The 18,724-nt window shown below is 64.7% G+C and carries 17 protein-coding genes; 8 read left to right on the forward strand and 9 right to left on the reverse strand.

Annotation, left to right across the window (positions count from 1 at the left end; translation table 11 throughout):
• Window positions 1–17: 17 nt before the first annotated feature.
• The 8 genes from CLV54_RS01595 to dnaA form a co-directional block, all read right to left on the reverse strand.
• Window positions 18–422 (reverse strand): DUF3566 domain-containing protein, encoded by a 405-nt coding sequence (locus tag CLV54_RS01595; RefSeq protein ID WP_100343199.1) that lies wholly within the window; start codon window positions 420–422, stop codon window positions 18–20.
• Entirely contained in the window at window positions 415–2,943 is a 2,529-nt protein-coding gene (gene gyrA / locus CLV54_RS01600) for a DNA gyrase subunit A (protein WP_425430255.1), read from the reverse strand. Before gyrA ends, CLV54_RS01595 begins: the two co-directional genes overlap by 8 nt.
• Before the next feature lie 166 nt (window positions 2,944–3,109).
• On the reverse strand, window positions 3,110–5,083 hold the full coding sequence (gene gyrB / locus CLV54_RS01605; protein WP_100343201.1) for a DNA topoisomerase (ATP-hydrolyzing) subunit B: 1,974 nt from the start codon (window positions 5,081–5,083) through the stop codon (window positions 3,110–3,112).
• Between the two features lie 122 nt (window positions 5,084–5,205).
• Window positions 5,206–5,736, reverse strand: a complete 531-nt coding sequence (locus CLV54_RS01610; protein ID WP_100343202.1) for a DciA family protein — start codon at window positions 5,734–5,736, stop codon at window positions 5,206–5,208.
• Window positions 5,726–6,937 (reverse strand): DNA replication/repair protein RecF, encoded by a 1,212-nt coding sequence (recF, locus tag CLV54_RS01615; protein ID WP_100343203.1) that lies wholly within the window; start codon window positions 6,935–6,937, stop codon window positions 5,726–5,728. Before recF ends, CLV54_RS01610 begins: the two co-directional genes overlap by 11 nt.
• A gap of 19 nt (window positions 6,938–6,956) precedes the next feature.
• The gene (gene gnd / locus CLV54_RS01620) at window positions 6,957–7,844 is read right to left on the reverse strand and encodes a phosphogluconate dehydrogenase (NAD(+)-dependent, decarboxylating) (protein WP_100343204.1); all 888 of its coding nucleotides are present in this window, start codon (window positions 7,842–7,844) and stop codon (window positions 6,957–6,959) included.
• A gap of 34 nt (window positions 7,845–7,878) precedes the next feature.
• Complete coding sequence (dnaN, locus tag CLV54_RS01625; RefSeq protein ID WP_100343205.1) at window positions 7,879–9,030, reverse strand: DNA polymerase III subunit beta; 1,152 nt, start codon at window positions 9,028–9,030, stop codon at window positions 7,879–7,881.
• A 376-nt stretch (window positions 9,031–9,406) separates the two neighbouring features.
• A complete protein-coding gene (dnaA, locus tag CLV54_RS01630; RefSeq protein WP_100343206.1) occupies window positions 9,407–10,831 on the reverse strand; it encodes a chromosomal replication initiator protein DnaA in 1,425 nt (474 codons plus the stop codon).
• Window positions 10,832–11,326: 495 nt separating this feature from the next.
• Between dnaA and rpmH the strand changes: the two genes are divergently transcribed.
• From rpmH to CLV54_RS01670, 8 genes are all read left to right on the forward strand, one after another.
• Window positions 11,327–11,464, forward strand: coding sequence for a 50S ribosomal protein L34 (gene rpmH, locus CLV54_RS01635; protein WP_022895130.1), 138 nt, complete (start codon window positions 11,327–11,329; stop codon window positions 11,462–11,464).
• A gap of 9 nt (window positions 11,465–11,473) precedes the next feature.
• Window positions 11,474–11,815, forward strand: coding sequence for a ribonuclease P protein component (gene rnpA, locus CLV54_RS01640; protein WP_100343207.1), 342 nt, complete (start codon window positions 11,474–11,476; stop codon window positions 11,813–11,815).
• Window positions 11,812–12,126, forward strand: coding sequence for a membrane protein insertion efficiency factor YidD (gene yidD, locus CLV54_RS01645; RefSeq protein WP_100343208.1), 315 nt, complete (start codon window positions 11,812–11,814; stop codon window positions 12,124–12,126). The genes rnpA and yidD overlap by 4 nt, the downstream gene beginning before the upstream one ends.
• A gap of 8 nt (window positions 12,127–12,134) precedes the next feature.
• Complete coding sequence (yidC, locus tag CLV54_RS01650; RefSeq protein ID WP_100343209.1) at window positions 12,135–13,109, forward strand: membrane protein insertase YidC; 975 nt, start codon at window positions 12,135–12,137, stop codon at window positions 13,107–13,109.
• Between the two features lie 2 nt (window positions 13,110–13,111).
• Window positions 13,112–13,654: a Jag family protein gene (locus CLV54_RS01655; RefSeq protein ID WP_100343210.1), complete on the forward strand. Its 543-nt coding sequence runs from the start codon at window positions 13,112–13,114 to the stop codon at window positions 13,652–13,654.
• A 14-nt stretch (window positions 13,655–13,668) separates the two neighbouring features.
• Window positions 13,669–14,298, forward strand: a complete 630-nt coding sequence (gene rsmG / locus CLV54_RS01660) for a 16S rRNA (guanine(527)-N(7))-methyltransferase RsmG (protein ID WP_100343211.1) — start codon at window positions 13,669–13,671, stop codon at window positions 14,296–14,298.
• Window positions 14,299–15,821: 1,523 nt separating this feature from the next.
• Complete coding sequence (locus CLV54_RS01665; protein WP_100343212.1) at window positions 15,822–16,766, forward strand: ParA family protein; 945 nt, start codon at window positions 15,822–15,824, stop codon at window positions 16,764–16,766.
• Window positions 16,766–17,740 (forward strand): ParB/RepB/Spo0J family partition protein, encoded by a 975-nt coding sequence (locus tag CLV54_RS01670; protein ID WP_100343213.1) that lies wholly within the window; start codon window positions 16,766–16,768, stop codon window positions 17,738–17,740. Before CLV54_RS01665 ends, CLV54_RS01670 begins: the two co-directional genes overlap by 1 nt.
• On the opposite strand, the gene CLV54_RS01675 is transcribed toward CLV54_RS01670, so the two are convergent.
• Entirely contained in the window at window positions 17,737–18,723 is a 987-nt protein-coding gene (locus tag CLV54_RS01675; protein ID WP_100343214.1) for a D-alanine--D-alanine ligase family protein, read from the reverse strand. The two genes, CLV54_RS01670 and CLV54_RS01675, sit on opposite strands and share 4 nt — an antisense overlap.
• Window position 18,724 lies beyond the last annotated feature (1 nt).

The raw sequence follows: 18,724 nt of genomic DNA on the forward strand, positions 1-18,724 counted from the left end.
GATCGGGCGAGGAGAAGCTAGTTGTTGGTGAAGCCGACGAGCAGCCCGCCCGTGATCTTCACGCTGAGGTTGTAGAGGAGCGCGATGATCGCGCCCAGCGCCGTCACGACCACCGTGTTGAGAATGGCGACGACGACGGCGAAGCCCATGACCTGACCCAGCCCGATAAAGCTCTGCAGGTCGGTCGTGCCGCCCGTGATGTCGGTGAACAGCTCGTTCGCGTTGTCGAAGATGCCGGTCTGCGACAGCACGGTGTGAATGAGGAAGGTTCCCACGATCGTGACGACGGCCAGGCAGATCGCGACGAGGAACGACAGCTTCACGGCCGACCAGAAATCGATGTAGACCAGCTTGAGACGGACCTGCTTGTTACTGCTCGGTCGACTCGATTTTCTCGCGAGTTTTTCGGCGACGCTACTCATTCGCTACCTCTTCCTTCCCGGCTTCGCTCTCCGCAACACCCGCTTCGGTTTCGACGGTGTCCAGATTGCGTTCGGAGTTCTTCGCGATGGAGATGATCCGGTCATCCTCAGCGAATTTTGCAAAGACTACGCCCATGGTGTCCCGGCCCTTGGCCGGAACCTCGGCGACAGCAGAGCGTACCACTTTGCCGCTGGCAAGAACCACAAGGACCTCATCGTTGTCCTCCACGATGAGCGAGCCCACGAGGTCGCCGCGCGCCTCCTGGAGTTTCGCCACCTTGATGCCGAGACCGCCACGATTCTGCAGGCGATACTGGTCGACCGAGGTTCGCTTCGCGTATCCCCCCTCGGTCACGATGAAGACGTACGCCTCCTCGGTCGAGCGCTCCGCGGCATCCTCGCCCTCTGTCCCGGATGCGGAGATCGCACCGTTCGAGGTGACGACGGATGCGTCGAGCAGTTGGTCGGAATCGCGGAAGTGCATGCCGATGACCCCGGAGGTCGAGCGCCCCATGGGTCGCAGCGCGGCATCCGATGCGGTGAACCGCAACGACATGCCCTTGCGCGACACGAGCAGCAGATCGGAGTCCTCGTTGACCAGCAGCGCAGAGACGAGCTCGTCGCCGTCGCGCAGCTTGATCGCGATGATGCCGCCCGAACGATTCGTGTCGTACTCGGCGAGCGGGGTCTTCTTGATCAGGCCGTCACGCGTCGCGAGGGCGAGGTAGTGCGCCGCCTCGTAGTCGCGGATGTCGAGGATCTGGGCGATCTCCTCATCCGGCTGCAGGGCGAGCAGGTTCGCGACGTGCTGGCCCTTCGCGTCGCGGCCGGCCTCCTGCACCTCGTAGGCCTTCGCCCGGTAGACCCGCCCCGTGTTGGTGAAGAAGAGCAGCCAGTGGTGCGTCGTCGTCACGAAGAAGTGCTCGACGACATCCGCCGCCCGCAGCTGGGCGCCCTTGACGCCCTTGCCGCCGCGGTGCTGACTGCGGTAGTTGTCGCTGCGGGTGCGCTTGATGTAGCCGTCGCGCGTGACGGTGACGACCATCTCCTCCTCGGGAATGAGATCTTCGACGCTCATGTCGCCGTCGAAGCCGAACATGATCTCGGTGCGGCGGTCGTCGCCGAAGCGATCGCCGATCTCGCTGAGCTCTTCGCTCACGATCGTGCGCTGGCGCGTCGGGTCGGCGAGGATCGCCTTGAAGTCGGCGATCTGCAACTCGAGCTCGGCGGCCTCGTCCACGATCCTCTGGCGTTCGAGGGCGGCGAGGCGGCGCAGCTGCATCTCGAGGATGGCGCGGGCCTGCAGCTCATCGATCGTGAGCAGCTCCATCAGACCGTCGCGCGCATCCTCGACCGTGGAGGAGCGGCGGATGAGGGCGATGACCTCGTCGAGGGCGTCGAGCGCCTTGAGGTAGCCGCGCAGGATGTGGGCGCGCTCCTCCGCCTTGCGCAGGCGGAAGGTCGTGCGGCGCACGATGACCTCGAGCTGGTGGTCGACCCAGGCCGTGATGAAGCCGTCGAGCGGGAGGGTACGGGGCACCCCGTCGACGATCGCGAGCATGTTCGCGCCGAAGTTCTCCTGCAGCTGCGTGTGCTTGTACAGGTTGTTGAGCACGACCTTCGCGACCGCGTCGCGCTTGAGCACGATGACGAGGCGCTGGCCGGTACGGCCCGAGGTCTCGTCGCGGATGTCGGCGATGCCCGTGATCTTGCCGTCTTTGACGAGCTCGGCGATCTTGATCGCGAGGTTGTCGGGGTTCACCTGATACGGCAGCTCGGTGACGACGAGGCAGGTGCGGCCCTGGATCTCCTCGACCGCGACGACGGCGCGCATCGTGATCGAGCCGCGGCCCGTGCGATAGGCGTCGTGGATGCCCTTGACACCCAGGATCTGGGCGCCGGTCGGGAAGTCGGGGCCCTTGATCCGCTGCATCAGGGCCTCGAGCAGCTCCTCGCGGTTCGCCTCGGGGTTGGCGAGGTACCAGAGGGCGCCCGCCGAGACCTCGCGCAGGTTGTGCGGCGGGATGTTGGTGGCCATGCCGACCGCGATGCCCACCGAGCCGTTGACGAGCAGGTTCGGGAACCGGCTCGGCAGCACTGTCGGCTCGAGAGTGCGGCCGTCGTAGTTGTCTTGGAAGTCGACGGTCTCCTCGTCGATGTCGCGCACCATCTCGAGCGCGAGAGGGGCCATCTTCGTCTCGGTGTACCGGGGGGCGGCCGCGCCGTCGTTGCCGGCGGAGCCGAAGTTGCCCTGGCCGAGCGCGAGCGGGTAACGCAGGCTCCACGGTTGCACGAGACGCACGAGCGCGTCGTAGATCGACGCGTCGCCGTGCGGGTGGAACTGGCCCATGACCTCGCCGACGACGCGCGAGCTCTTCGAGAACGCGCGGTCGGGGCGGTAGCCGCCGTCGTACATCGCGTAGATGACACGGCGGTGCACGGGCTTGAGCCCGTCGCGCACCTCGGGGAGGGCGCGGCCGACGATGACGCTCATCGCGTAGTCGAGGTAGGAGCGCTGCATCTCGAGCTGCAGGTCGACCTGGTCGATCTTGCCGTGGACGCTCAGGTGCACCGCGGCCGCTGCCGCGGCATCCGCCTCGCTCGTGACAGGGACGTCGGGAACGGCCGACGAGATGTCGTCGGGCGTGATGTCGTCGGATGGCGTGATGTCGTCAGATGGCGTGTTGTCAGATGTCAAGGAAACGTACGTCCTTCGCGTTCTTCTGGATGAAGCTGCGGCGTGACTCGACATCCTCGCCCATGAGGGTCGCGAAGATCTCGTCGGCGGCAGCGGCGTCGTCGAGGGTCACCTGCAGCAGCGTGCGGGTCTCGGGGTTCATCGTGGTCTCCCACAGCTCTTTGAAGTCCATCTCGCCGAGACCCTTGTAGCGCTGGATCCCGTTGTCTTTCGGGATGCGCTTGCCGGATGCCGCACCCAGCTCGAGAAGCGCGTCGCGCTCCCGATCGCTGAAGACGTACTCGTGCGGGGAGTTGGACCACTTGAGCCGGTACAGCGGCGGCTGCGCGAGGTACACGTAGCCGAACTCGATGAGCGGGCGCATGTAGCGGAAGAGCAGGGTCAGCAGCAGTGTCGTGATGTGCTGGCCGTCGACGTCGGCATCGGCCATGAGCACGATCTTGTGGTAGCGGGCCTTCTCGGGGTTGAAGTCCTCCCCGATCCCGGCGCCGAACGCCGTGATCATCGCCTGCACCTCGTTGTTCGCGAGCGCGCGGTCGAGCCGGGCCTTCTCGACGTTGAGGATCTTGCCGCGCAGCGGCAGGATCGCCTGAGTCTCGGGGTTGCGGCCCTGCACGGCGGAGCCGCCGGCCGAGTCGCCCTCGACGATGAAGATCTCGGAGATCGACGGGTCTTTGCTCTGGCAGTCCTTGAGCTTGCCGGGCATGCCGCCGCCCTCGAGCAGGCCCTTGCGCCGGGCGGTCTCGCGGGCCTTGCGGGCGGCCAGGCGAGCGGTCGCCGCCTGGATCGCCTTGCGGATGATGTCTTTGGCCTGCCCCGGGTTGCGGTCGAACCAGTCGCCGAGTTGATCGCCGGCGACCTTCTGCACAAACGCCTTCGCCTCGGTGTTGCCGAGCTTGGTCTTCGTCTGGCCCTCGAACTGCGGCTCGCTGAGCTTCACCGAGATGACGGCGGTGAGACCCTCGCGCACGTCGTCGCCCGAGAGGTTCTCGTCTTTCTCCTTGAGGATGCCCTTCTCACGCGCGTACTTGTTGACGAGCGTCGTGAGCGCGGCACGGAACCCCTCTTCGTGGGTTCCGCCCTCGTGGGTGTTGATCGTGTTGGCGTAGGTGTGCACGCTCTCGTTGTACGCGGTCGTCCACTGCATCGCGACCTCGAGGGAGATCTTGCGATCGCTGTCCTCCGACTCGAACGAGATGACCTCGTCGTGGATGATCTCCGACTTCTTGGCCGTGTTCAGGTACTCGACGTAGTCGACGAGTCCCTTCTCATAGAGATAGGAGTCGCTGTGGAAGGAGCCGTCGTCGAGGGTCTCGCGCTCATCGGTGAGCGTGATGCGCAGCCCCTTGTTGAGAAAGGTCATCTGCTGGAACCGCGCGCGCAGGGTCTCGTAGTCGAACTCGACGGACTCGAAGATGTCGGCGTTCGGCCAGAAGGTGATGATCGTGCCGGTCTCGCTCGTCTCCTCGCCCTCGGCGAGGGGGGCCTTCGGCACGCCGATGTGATAGCTCTGCCGGTAGACGTGGCCCTCACGACGCACCTCCACGTCGAACTCGGTCGAGAGGGCGTTGACCACGGAGCTTCCCACGCCGTGCAGGCCACCGGAGACCGCGTATCCGCCGCCGCCGAACTTTCCGCCGGCGTGCAGTTTGGTGAGGACGACCTCCACGGTCGAGATCTTCTCGATCGGGTGGATGCCGACGGGGATGCCGCGGCCGTTGTCGACGACCCGCACCCCGCCATCCTGCCTGATGGTGACTGTGATGTCGTCGCAGTATCCTGCAAGGGCCTCGTCGACGGAGTTGTCGACGATCTCGTAGACGAGATGGTGCAGACCCCGGGGACCGGTGGAACCGATGTACATCCCGGGACGCTTGCGTACCGCCTCGAGGCCTTCAAGAACCTGAATCTGGCTTGCGCCGTAGGTATTTTCCTGCTCAGCCGATCGTGGTTCCGTTGTCATATGAAATTAGGCTCCTGACCGTCATGCTTTCGACCATTCATTCTATCAAATAGAGGCTTGGCAACGACTGACATTCGACGATCTGGGGCCTTCTTTTACGCAGGGTGACCTGATTTGCCTCACTAACCGTAGGTATCGCGCGGACCACGCCCTGGAATCGACCTGGGGCCGCGTTTCCACGAAGGGGTGTTAGGCCCCAGGAACTTGATCGATTCGATCCCGGCGTCGGGGTAGCGCACGGCGATGTGGCTCATGATCTCGACACGCATGTGGCGCAACTGGGTCGCCCAGGCCGTCGAATCGCATTGCACGGTCAGCACGCCCTCCTCGATCCCCACCGGGCTCGAGTGCTGAGCGGTCTCGGCGCCGGCGAGCTCGCTCCACGACGCCACCAGATCCGATTGGGCGAGAGGCGACGACCAGCCGAGCTGCTGGGTGAGCGAGTCGACGACGTCGCCGAGGCCGCGGGGATCGCGGCCCGAGCCGAAGGGGACACTCGAGGCCTTCTGCTCCCGCCGGCCCTTCGTGGGCCTCTTCCCCCGCAGGCTAGGGTCGCCGAAGACCGCCTTGAAGCGGTTGTAGACGACCTTCGACTCCGTCTCGCGGGATGCCGCGGCTGAGGTCGCCGGCCGATCGCCTGTGTCATTCGACATCCGTGGCCTCCACGACCTCGCCCGAGCGGATGTGGATCGTGTTCTCGCGCAACGCCTCGGGAACGTCGTCGAAGACGGCCGCGGTGATGATCACCTGCTGGTAGCCCGCGACCGCCTCGGCGAGACGGGCCCGGCGGCCGCGGTCGAGCTCGGCGAAGACATCGTCGAGCACGAGTACGGGGTCGCCGCTCGGCGAGTCCCGGCGCAGCAGCTCGGCGGCACCGAGTTTGAGGGCGAGCGCGAACGACCACGACTCACCGTGGCTCGCGTAGCCCTTGGCGGGCAGGCCGTTGAGCTCGAAGACGACGTCGTCGCGATGCGGGCCGACGAGGGTGACGCCGCGGTCGAGCTCCTTCCGGCGGATGTCGGCGAGTGCCTGGGTGAAGGCGGCACGGATGTCGGCCCGTTCGGCGGGCTGCGCATCGGACGACGCGACCGTCGACCCCGCGGCATCCGCGTCGCCGCCGGAGCCGGTGGCATCGTCGGCTCGATCGGGATCCGCACCGAGAATACTGAGCGATCGGATGAGACGGGGCGTGTGATCGCCGTCGGCCACCGAGTGGTAGGCGTCGCGCACCGGCTGGGCGAGCGCGGCCACGAGACGCGCGCGCTCATCGATGATCTCGGAGCCGAGCTCGATGAGGCGTTCGTCCCAGACGTCGAGGGTCGAGAGGGCTGCGCCCTTGATCCCGGTCGCCCGTGCCGACTTCAACAGGGTGTTGCGCTGTTTGAGCACCCGCTCGTAGTCGGCGAGCACGCCGGCGATGCGCGGGGAGCGCACGACGATGAGCTGATCGAGGTACCGTCTGCGACCCGACGGGTCGCCCCGCACGAGCGCGAGGTCTTCGGGCGCGAAGAGCACGCTCGAGAAATACCGCGGAAGGTCGCGCACCCGCACGGCGCCGCGATTGACCTGCGCCTTGTTGGGGCCCGAGCGGTTGATCTGCACCTCGACGAGGAACTCGCGCTCGCCGTGCGCGACGCGGGCGCGCACGATCGCGGCGTCCGCTCCCTGCCGCACGAGCGCCTGATCGGTCGAGACCCGGTGCGAGCCGAGGGTGCTCAGATAGCCGAGCGACTCGACGAGATTGGTCTTGCCCTGGCCGTTGCGGCCGACCACCAGATTGGGGCCGGCCGACAACGACACGTCGGCATGCCGGTAGTTTCGGAAGTCGACGAGATTGAGGTGGGTGACCTGCACGTGCGTCCGGTCTGGCCGACTAGTCGGCTTTTTTGACCGCGTGACCGCCGAACTGGTTGCGCAGAGCGGCGACGGCCTTCATCGCCGGCGAATCCTCCTGGCGGGAGACGAAGCGGGCGAAGATCGAGGCGCTGATGGTCGGAACCGGAACGGCGTTCTCGATGGCCTCCTCGATCGTCCAGCGGCCCTCGCCCGAGTCGTCGACGTAGCCCTCGATGGCCTCGAACTCCGGATCCTCCTCGAGCGCTCGCACGAGGAGCTCGAGCAGCCAGGAGCGTACGACGGTTCCGCGCTGCCAGGCCTTGAAGGTTCCGGGGACATCCTTGATGATGTCCTTCTTGGTGTCGAGCAGCTCGTAGCCCTCTGCGTAAGCCTGCATAAGCGCGTACTCGATGCCGTTGTGCACCATCTTCGCGTAGTGACCGGCGCCGACCTCGCCCACGTGCACGAATCCCTCGTCGCGGGGGCCTTCGGGGCGCAGCGCGTCGAAGACCGGCATGACCCGCTCGACCTCGGATGCCGGGCCGCCGACCATAAGCCCGTAGCCGTTCTTGAGACCCCAGACACCGCCCGAGACGCCGGCGTCGATGAAGTTGACCCCCGTCTTGGCGAGCAGCTCGGCGTGCTTGAAGTCCTCGGTGAAGCGCGAGTTGCCGCCGTCGATGACGAGATCGCCCTCGACCAGGTGCTCGGAGAGCTCGACGATGACGCTGTCGGTGATGGCGCCGGCCGGAACCATGACCCAGATGACGCGAGGGGCCGGAAGCGCTGCGACGAGATCGCCGAGCGAGGCGACATCCGTGACCGCGGGGTTGCTGTCATAGCCCGTGACCTCGATGTTGTGGTCGCGCAGACGCTCGCGCATGTTGTTGCCCATTTTGCCGAGACCGACAAGACCGATGTGCATGGGGATCCTTCGTTCGAATTCGAAAAAAATGCGCTCAGCGCAGGAGGAGGTTGGGTTGCAGGAGGTAACGGTAGCTGTCGGAGGTGACCTGCTCCTTCGACGACTGACCGGTGATCAGCACGGGCCCGGGTTTGTTCGGATTGTCGGTCTTGGTGAACGAGATCCGCACGAACTCGGAGTGCACGGCGCTCAGGCCGTCGAGCAGGAACTGCGGCTTGAGGCTCACGACGGTCTCGGTTCCGGTGAGGATGGCGTCGATCGTCTCGGACGCCTGAGCCTGCTCGGATCCGAGGGCCTCGAGAGTGAGGCCGTCGTTCGTGAAGCTGTAGCGCAGGGCGGCCTCTCGCTCGAGCACGAGCGAGACACGACGGGTCGCCTCGATGAGCTCGGCCGTGTTGAGCACGGCGTAGTTCTCGACCGTGTCGGGGAAGAGCCGGCGCACGGGAGGGAAGTTGCCCTTGATGAGCAGCGAGGTCACGGTCTTCTTGTCGCCCGTGAAGGCGATGAGCTCACGGTCGTCTTTGCTCGTGATGGCGATCGAGATCGTTCCGCTGTGGCCGAAGGTCTTGCCGACCTCCTGCAGGGTGCGCGCGGGCACGAGGGCCGTGATCGGCTCGGCCGAGGCGCCGTTGCTGCCGGAATCCCAGTCGATCTCGCGCACCGCGACGCGGTAGCGGTCGGTCGCGACCAGGCCGAGGCTCGTCTCTCCCACCTCGAGCTGCACTCCGGTGATGACCGGCGTGACGTCGTCACGGGATGCCGCGACCGCGACCTGCGCGACGGCGGCCGCGAACTCGTCAGCAGGCACGAGACCCGTCTGCGCACTCACCTGAGGGATGCTCGGATATTCCTCGACGGGCATCGACAGCAGTGTGAAGCTCGCGGATCCCGAGCTCACGCGGATGCGGGAGTCCTCCGTCGAGAAGTGCACGGGTGCGTTGGGGAGCTTGCTCGCGATCTCGGCGAGAAGCCGGCCGGAGACGAGCACGGTGCCGGTCTCCTCGACGTCGGCGGCGATTGTCGTCTGCGCCGAGACCTCGTAGTCGAAGGAGGAGAGCTGGAGGCCGGTCTCGTTCGCCTCGATGAGGACGCCGCTCAGGATCGGGAGGGTCGTGCGCTGTGGAAGCAACTTGACGGCGAAGGAGACCGCTTCGCTGAACACATCGCGATTCGCCTGGAACCTCACGAAGTACCCCAATCGATGAAGAGCCGAATAGTCGTCACCATGCTAGCTGTCTTTGTCATTCCTGGACCGTCCCAGATCTGTTCGGGCGGCCTGCCCGTGAAGGTTATCCCCTCCCCCAATTAATTAAGAGAAGGGTTAATGGTGTTAACCGGTGTGGAAACTGTGGATAACTCTGTCGATGCCAGGCGGCACTTGGGAACTACATCCGTGTGACTTGTTGAACCGACAGGAAACCGCGGTGGAAAGCGGGAGTTGATCGCGGCCGGAAATCTTTGTCATTCACAGCCCGGCTCGAACAGTGAACATATTGCCCACGAATCGGGCGAGAGTTTCCACAAGTTATCCACAGGTCAAAAAGTCCGCGGGATCCGAGCGGTCACATCTTGTTGTATCGGTGGTTCTGCTTGATGCGGCTCGTGAGCTCGGTGACCTGATTGTAGATCGAGCGGCGCTCCTTCATGAGCTCGCTGATCTTCTTGTTGGCGTACATGACCGTGGTGTGGTCGCGGTTGCCGAACAGCTGCCCGATCTTGGGCAGGGAGAGGTTCGTCAACTCGCGGCACAGGTACATGGCGATCTGGCGCGCCGTCGCGATGGCCTGCGAGCGTGACGAGCCGTACAGGTCGTCGACGCTCAGCTTGAAGTACTCGGCCGTGTTGTTGATGATCTCGACGGGCGCGATGACGTTGTCCTCATCGAGGGTGATGAGGTCTTTGAGCACCGTCTGCACGAGCGCCATGTCGACAGGGGTGCGGTTGAGGCTCGCGAACGCCGTGACCCGGATGAGGGTTCCCTCGAGCTCGCGGATGTTCGAGGAGACCTTCGAGGCGATGAACTCCAGGATGTCGTCGGGCACCTGCATCTTCTCGCTCTGCGCCTTCTTGCGCAGGATCGCTATGCGGGTCTCGAGGTCGGGGGCCTGCACATCGGTGATGAGGCCCCACTCGAAGCGGGAGCGCATCCTGTCTTCGAAGCCCGTGAGGTGCTTCGGTGGCAGATCGCTCGTGATGACGACCTGCTTGTTGTGATCGTGCAGGGTGTTGAAGGTGTGGAAGAACGCCTCCTGGGTCTCCGCCTTTCCCTGCAGGAACTGGATGTCGTCGATGAGCAGGATGTCGATGTTGCGGTAGCGCTGTTGGAACACCGAGCCGCGGTTGTTCGCGATCGAGTTGATGAAGTCGTTCGTGAACTCCTCCGAGCTCACATAGCGAACGCGGATGCCGGGATAGAGGCTCATCGCATAGTGCCCGATCGCGTGCAGCAGGTGGGTCTTGCCGAGGCCGGACTCGCCGTACACGAAGAGCGGGTTGTAGGCCTTGGCGGGCGCTTCGGCGACGGCGACCGCTGCGGCGTGGGCGAAACGATTGGAGCCGCCGATCACGAAGTTGTCGAAGCTGTACTTCGGGTTGAGCCGGGCGTCGTGCGGGCGTTCGGCGGGTGCGCTCTCGTAGAGCGGCTGCGCCGGCGGCGGGGTCTCTATATAGGAGGGCTCGACCGTCTCGACGGTCGTCTGCGGAGCGTCGTGCTCGAGCTCGGGGTTCACGACGACGTAGTAGGTGGTCATGGCCACCGAGTCCTCGAGCGTCGTGATCGCGCGCAGCAACGAGGTGCGCATCCGCTGGTTGAGCATGTTCGCGGTGAAGTCGTTCGGCACCTCGAGGTAGAGCGTGCCCGCCGCCACCCCCTTGGGCTCGACGAGGTTCAGGAATCCGTAGAGAGCCGGAGTGATGTCGTCGTCCGTCGACAGGATCGACAGGATCGCCCCCCAGACTTCGGAAATGTCTTGTTCGGCTTCAGCCATGGCTCCCCGTGCTTCTACTGTGTAAGGATCTGACATCCGGCGCCGCCCCCGCGCTGCCCGCGATCCCGTTTGGTGCGTTCATGCTGCGACTGCAGCATCCGATGATGCTTTGTGTGGTGCAGATGGTTCGTGTCGTGCCAAGTCGTGTTTGTGCACGGTTGTTGCGTGGTGCAAAGTATTCACAAAGTTATCCACGGGGTACCGAAAATCTGCGGTATTCCGCGCTGCTTGCGCCGACCAGCCTGGGGATAACTAAGGGTCTTACGCTAACTAGTCGCGTGCCCGCTATCAAGTTGACTGTAGATTCGTACCGCGTGTCGCGGCCGGAATTCACCCATAACTGTGGAGAATCGATCGTTTACACAGCCTGAGTTTGACCTAAGTCAAGCGGAGCCGTATTTTTAATCAGTTGACCTGTGCCTGTCTGGCACCATTCAAGTTTTCCGGCCACATGAGTTTTGGCCTGCGAAGAACCGAAACAGTGGAGACCGAATCATGAGTAAGAGAACCTTCCAGCCGAACAACCGCCGCCGCGCCAAGGTGCACGGCTTCCGCCTCCGTATGCGCACGCGCGCCGGCCGTGCGATCCTCTCCGCTCGCCGTCGTAAGGGCCGCACGGAACTCTCCGCTTAACAGCTGACGGTGCTCGCCAAAGCCAACCGGATCACTCGTGGAGACGATTACCGAGTGACGGTGCGCCGGGGGGTCCGATCGGTCGGTGAGCACACCGTCACGTACGTGCGTGCGAACTCGTCGAGCGATCAGGTGCGCTTCGGCTTCATCGTCGCCAAGAACGTCGGCAACGCGGTGGTACGCAATCGCGTACGCCGGCGGCTGAAGGCCGCCGCGAGCACGGGCCCGTGTCAAACGGCGAAGCCCGGCACCGACGTCGTCGTGCGAGCGCTTCCAGCTTCCGTCGAGGCTTCATGGGCTACCCTGCAAGCAGAGATTTCCTTGGCAGTGAGTAGAGGCAGCGTCAGATGACGAACACGCCGGTGTCGGTGGCTGTGCTCTTGCCGCGCAATATCGCTGTGCTCGCACTTCGCGGCTATCGCGCCGGGATCTCCCCGCTCTACGGTGATGTCTGCCGTTACTATCCCTCCTGTTCCGCCTACGCTCTGCAGGCCATACAGGAACACGGTGTCGTCATCGGCAGCGCTTTGGCCGCCCGGCGTCTGGCACGGTGCCATCCGTGGGCGGAGGGCGGAATCGACGACGTGCCGTTGAAGTCGAAACGCCGTTACACCACCACACCATTCGGATTCGTCGTGGCGGACAGCCACGGAAAGGGTTAACCCGACTTATGCCCGACATCATCGGCACAGTCCTGTGGCCATTGAAATGGGTCGTGGAGTTGCTCCTCGTGGCCTTCCACTGGCTGTTCACGAACGTGGGCATGGATCCGGCGGCCGGGCTCACCTGGGTGCTCTCCATCGTGGGCCTGGTGCTCGTTGTGCGTGCCGCGCTCATCCCTCTCTTCGTGCGGCAGATCAAGAACCAGCGCAGGATGCTCGAGGTCGCCCCTCAGCTGAAGAAGATCCAGGACAAGTACAAGGGCAAGAAGGATCAGTTCTCTCGCGAGGCGATGTCCCGCGAGACCATGGAGCTGTACAAGCGCACGGGAACCAACCCGTTGAGCTCGTGCCTGCCGATGCTGCTTCAGATCCCCATCTTCTTCGCGCTCTTCTCGGTGCTCAACGACGCACAGCACGGCAAGCAGGGTGTCGGCCCGCTCAACGCCGAGCTCGGCAAGCAGTTCGGTGACGCTTCGCTCTTCGGAATCGCTCCCCTCCACTCGAGCTTCTCCGCGGCGATGAACGCGAACCCCCCGCAGGTGGCCGTTATGGTCATCGCGGCGATCATGGTCGTCCTGATGACCGGATCCCAGTTCTTCACTCAGCTGCAGATCGTCTCGAAGAACATGTCGCCGGAGACCAAGGCGAGCCCGATGTTCCGTCAGCAGCGCATCCTGCTCTACATCCTCCCCCTCGTCTTCGCCTTCTCGGGATTCACCTTCCCCCTCGGCGTTATGTTCTACTGGCTCACCACGAACATCTGGACGATGGTTCAGCAGTTCATCGTGATCCGTCGTATGCCCACTCCGGGCAGTGACGCAGCGAAGGCCCGCGAGGAGCGGCTCGCCCGCAAGGGCAAGCTCAAGATCGAGGAGTCGTCGGCTGCCGGCGACACGATCGTGGTCGAAGAGAAGAAGCAAACACAGCGTCAGCAGCCGGTCGGCAAGAGCCGTGCGAAGAAGCAATCGGGCGGAAAGAAATAGACATGACAGACTCAGTTCAGCTGGAGAACCTCGAGAGCGCCGAGAGCTCCCCCGTCGTCGACGCGCCGGTCGAACCTCCGACTCAGTCGCAGTTGGAAGACGAAGGCGACATCGCCGCCGACTACATCGAGGAGTTCCTCGACATCTGCGACCTCGACGGGGACATCGACATCGACGCGCGCAACGGACGGGCCTACCTCTCGGTCAATGCCAACGAAGGCAGCAACCTGCGCGTGCTCTCCCGCCCAGAGACGGTGAACGCCCTTCAGGAGCTCACCCGTCTCGCGGTGCAGAGCCGCACGGGTTCGTACTCGCGGCTCATCCTCGATATCGGCGGATCCCGCGAGACCCGCGAAGGTGAGCTCGCCGAGCTCGTCGAAGCGGCGATCGAGCGGATCGAAGCGGGTGCGGAGAGCGCCGCGCTGCCGCCCATGTCGTCGTACGAGCGCAAACTCGTGCATGACATCGTGGCAGACAAGGGCTTCTTCTCGGAGTCCGAAGGCGAAGGCCGCGACCGTCACACGGTCATCACGCGCTCCGCATAGTTTCACGTGAAACAGTGACGGAGATCCTCGAAGCCGAGCCGGATGCCGCGGCTGTTCTCTTCGGTGAGCAGCTCGACTTCGCCCGGCGGTTCACGAACAACCTTGCTCGTCAGGGCGAGGAGCTCGGGCTCATCGGCCCCCTCGAGCTCCCCCGCCTGTGGACTCGTCACATCCTCAACTCAGCGCTCGTAGCTCCCCTGCTTCGTCCCGGTCGAGTCGGAGATGTCGGCTCGGGAGCGGGTCTGCCCGGTCTGGTCCTCGCGATCGCGCGACCCGACGTCGAGTTCGTTCTCATCGAGCCCATGGAACGACGTGTCGCGTGGCTCAATGATCAAGTCGCAGAGCTCGAGCTCTCAAACGTGCAGGTCGTGCGCGCTCGCGCCGAGGAGGTCAAGCTCGACGAGCGTATCGACCAGGTGACCGCTCGCGCGGTCAGCGCCTTGCGCACGCTCATCCCGCTGACCGCTCCGCTGGTCGGCGCCGGCGGTGAGCTCGTGCTCATGAAGGGCGCGGGCGCCGCCGCCGAGATCGCCGCCGCCGAGAAGGCCATCAGGAAGTATCGGCTGTCTGAGCCCGAGATCCTCGTGCTGGGAGAAGGCCTGCTGCCTGAGGTCACCCGCGTCGTTCGAGCAACGGTCGGCTAGAGGCGTCTCCCCGAGCCGCTCCCCTGCCTAGTCGGGCAGCGACGAGACGCGTCAGGGAGTGACGGTGAGGCCTTCGACCCAGGAGGGCCGAGGATCCGGGAGCATCACGGACCTCCAGGACGATCGGGCATGGAGACGTTTCACGTGAAACATCTCGGAAAGGTGATTCGCCGTCGTCCTTTGGCTACGGCTCCGTTGCTGCCGCCCTCGCGATGGAATCTGCGCCGGATGCGAGTGCTCCATCGATGCTCGGGCTGGGTGTCGCTGCTGTGTTGGCTCGTGGGTCGACCTGGTCGGGAGCACCTGACTCCTGACCACGCGAGAGGCGTACGGGCCGCCCGACTGCGGTGGCGTATCGCTGCGTCTTTCGGACAGGGTGTTGTTGTCGGGGCGCACGGCATCTCCGGGCGCACGACGTTGAGAGACAGTACGGGGTGCGGCAATGGATAGCGGAGTAACGCGAGGTCTCGCGGTGACGCCGAGTCGGATGTGTGCACGCTGTGGCAGACGGACTCGGTTTCAGTGCGTTCGGCGCTCCGTGTTCGGCGCTCCGGACTCACCTCCTGCCATTGGCATGATGCATGTCTCCGAACTCACCACCCCTGGCTATTACTCCCACTGCTCCGTACTCACCACCCCATCACTCCATTTATTGTTTGCGATTCACTGGCCACGCTTATCGCAGCCGATACGTCGTTGTGTAGTACCCGTTGTGGTTCGCTCCGTGCCCGACACCTCGCCTCAAAGGGTCGACACGGTCGGTTCGACGCGAATGTACCCGGGCGAGTGACACGAAGGTTTCACGTGAAACATCTCTATACGACGTCAGCCCGTCCCAGGTCGGACCACTGCCTGCGACGCGTGGGATGGGAGAGTTTCACGTGAAACCTCAGGACAGAAGTCCTCCCGGATCCCTGCCTCTTCTCCGTCACGGCGAGGAGACTGGGAGAACAGAGATATCGACGAACGCAGGGATCGTCGAACGCAGGTATCGACGACCGATGATCCGGCGACGTGAGCGGCAATCGGTGACGAGAGGTGAGCAACCGTCGAGGGCGGACTGGCACGAAGTGGACTGGCAGAAGTGGACTGGCAGAAGTGGGTTGCACGAAGCGGATTGCACGAGGGGGACTGGCTCGACGTGGTGATCCGGTGTGGTTCGGGCCGGGTTCGGTCACCGGTGACGGCATTCCTGACGGGAAGCTCGCGGCCCACTCCTCCACGTGTGCTGTGGATGGGCTCCCAGCAACGCTCGAGACATGGATTCAGCACATCGGGCGTCGGGTGGGCGACTACAGTTGGAAGCGGACGGCGTGCGGACGACGGCCGAGACGCATCGGATCTCATGGCGTCACGACATGGCATCACGACACATCGATATGACCTCACGACACATGACTTCACAACCATGACTTCACAACGATGACCCCACAACGCGACATCTGGGCGGCGTGCGCAGGCACACCAGTCCGCCGACATCGATGACGTTCGTGTTCGGCGGGTCCAGACGTTTCACGTGAAACATCGCGAGCAGGAGAACCACAATTACCGATACATCCTCGAGCTTCGACACGCCTCTGGCTCACGAGCTCGCCGAGATCAGGCGCCGGAAGCAGGCGCTCGCCTCGTCGTCGCTCCCCCTTCCCTCGAAGACCCGCATCATCACGGTGAGCAACCAGAAGGGTGGCGTCGGTAAGACCACCACGACTGTGAACCTCGCCGCGGCTCTCGCTCGGTCGGGTGCCAAGGTGCTGGTGATCGACCTCGATCCACAGGGCAACGCCTCGACTGCGCTCAGTGTCGAGCATCGTGCCGACGTGCAGAGTGTGTACGACGTGATCGTCAGCGATGAGGAGCTCGGCGACGTCGTGCAGAAGAGCCCCGAGTTCGATCGCCTCTACTGTGTTCCCGCCAACATCCATCTCGCCGGCGCGGAGATCGAGCTCGTCTCGCTCGTCGCCCGCGAACAACGGCTCGGCCGCGCCCTGCGTCGCTACCTCGACAGCCTCGACGAGCCCTTCCACTACGTGTTCATCGACTGCCCGCCCTCGCTCGGGCTCCTGACGATCAACGCATTCGTCGCGGCGACCGAGGTTCTCATCCCGATCCAGTGCGAGTACTACGCGCTCGAGGGTCTGAGCCAGCTGCTGCAGAACATCCAGCTGATCGAACGGCACCTAAACCCCGACCTGCAGGTCTCGACGATCCTTCTGACGATGTACGACTCGCGGACGAACCTCGCCAATCAGGTGGCGCAGGATGTGCGCGATCACTTCCCTCGCGAGACCCTCGACACGATCATCCCGCGCTCGGTTCGAGTGTCGGAGGCCCCGAGTTACGGGCAGAGTGTCATCAGCTACGACCCGAACTCGTCTGGATCGCTGTCGTATCTCGAGGCGGCCGCTGAGATGGCTCGACGTGGTGTGATGCCGAAGAAATCCGAGTCGACGAATGGAGAAGGCGAATAATGGCAGCAAAAAGAGGTGGATTGGGCCGGGGCATCGGTGCTCTCATCCCGACATCCGATGAGGTTCGCCCCGCACGCCCCGTCGACGTCTTCTTCCCCGACCACGAGGCCGATGCGACCGCGGCCGCCGAGAATCCGGAGGTCGAGCTCATCGCGGTGCCCGGTGCCCGGCTCGCGAACCTCTCCCCCGCCGACATCGTCCCGAACGCCGTGCAGCCGCGCAGCTACTTCGACGACGAGGCCCTCGATGAGCTCGTCATCAGTATTCGCGAATTCGGGGTGCTGCAGCCGATCGTCGTCCGGCCCCTCGCCGGCCAGGAGGGCAAATACGAGCTCATCATGGGTGAGCGTCGGCTCCGTGCGACCAAGCGGGTCGGCCTGGAGACGATCCCCGCGGTCATCAAAGACACCGCGGATGAGGACATGCTCCGCGATGCGCTCCTGGAGAACCTCCACCGCGCCAATCTGAACCCTCTGGAAGAGGCATCGGCCTACCAGCAGCTGCTCGCTGACTTCGGGATCACCCAGGATGAGCTCGCGACGCGCATCGGGCGGTCCCGTCCGCAGATCACCAACACGATCAGACTCCTCAAACTGCCCGAATCGGTGCAGAACAAGGTCGCCGCGGGGGTCCTCAGCGCCGGGCACGCGCGTGCGATCCTCTCCGTGGGCGACCTCGAGGGCATGCAGAACCTCGCCACCAAGATCGTGAACGAGGATCTCTCGGTGCGCGCGGCCGAGGCGGCCGCGACATCCGGCCCTCGCACCCGCAAAGCGCGACCGAACGCCGGAAAGAAGCGCGGTCACCTCGACGAGATCGCCGAACGCCTCGAGGACCGGCTCGACACTCGGGTCAGGGTGTCTCTCGGCGCGAACAAGGGTCAGCTCGTCATCGAGTTCGCGACCGTGTCGGATCTCAACCGGATCCTCGGCGAGCTCGGCGAGCCCGGTTTCGGCGGAAACCCGGTCGTCTAGACGGGTTCCGGCGTCGAGCTCTCGGCCTGGGCGTCGCGGATGGCCGCTTGGGCCAGCTGTCCGTAGACGGTTCCCAGATCGAGGCCGGCTGCCTCGATCGCCTGGGGAACGAGAGACGTCTCGGTGAGGCCCGGGAGCACGTTCGCCTCGAGGAACCACGGAACGCCCTCGGCGTCGATGATGAGGTCGACCCGGGAGATGTGCCGGAGGCCCAGGAGCTCGTGGATGGCGACGGCCGTGCGCCCGGCGAGGGCCGAGGCCTCATCCGACAGTCGGGCCGGGGTGTAGAAGAGCGTCTCCCCCGCGTTGTACCGGGCCTCGAAGCTGTACACCCCGCTGAGCGGCTCGATCTCGACGGCGGGAAGCGCCACGGGGCCGTCCCCCGTGTCGATCACGGCGATCGCAACCTCGGTTCCGACGATCTTCCGCTCGATGAGCGCGACATCGGCGTAGGTGTAGGCGTCGACCATGGCGCGCGGCAGGTCGTCTGCCGAATCCACGATCGTCACGCCCTGGGCCGAGCCGCCCTGGGCCGGCTTCACGACGAGCGGAACGCCGAAGGAGCTGAGCACGCGCTCGAGAACGCTGTTCGCTCCGAGCTCGCGGAAGGTGTCCTTCGGCAGCGTTATCGAATCGGGCGTCGCGAACCCGGCGCGGGAGACGAGCGACTTGGCGGTCGGCTTGAACCAGGCGAGACGGGCCGAGTCGGCGCGGGAACCGACGTAGGGGATGCCCTCGCCGTCGAGCAGGGCACGCAGCGCGCCATCCTCGCCGCTCGCGCCGTGCAGGGCGGGCCAGATCACGTCGGGGCGGCTGCGCGCGATGTCGGGAAGCAGCGACGCATCCGGATCCCGCACCACCACGCGGTGGCCCGCGCCCGTCAGCGTGGAGGCCACACGGCGGCCCGAGCGGAGCGAGACGTCACGTTCGTGTGAGATGCCCCCGGCCAGAACGACGACGTCGAGGTCTGAAAAATCTGCCATG

It is taken from the genome of Compostimonas suwonensis, assembly GCF_002797855.1.
Classification (GTDB): domain Bacteria; phylum Actinomycetota; class Actinomycetes; order Actinomycetales; family Microbacteriaceae; genus Compostimonas; species Compostimonas suwonensis.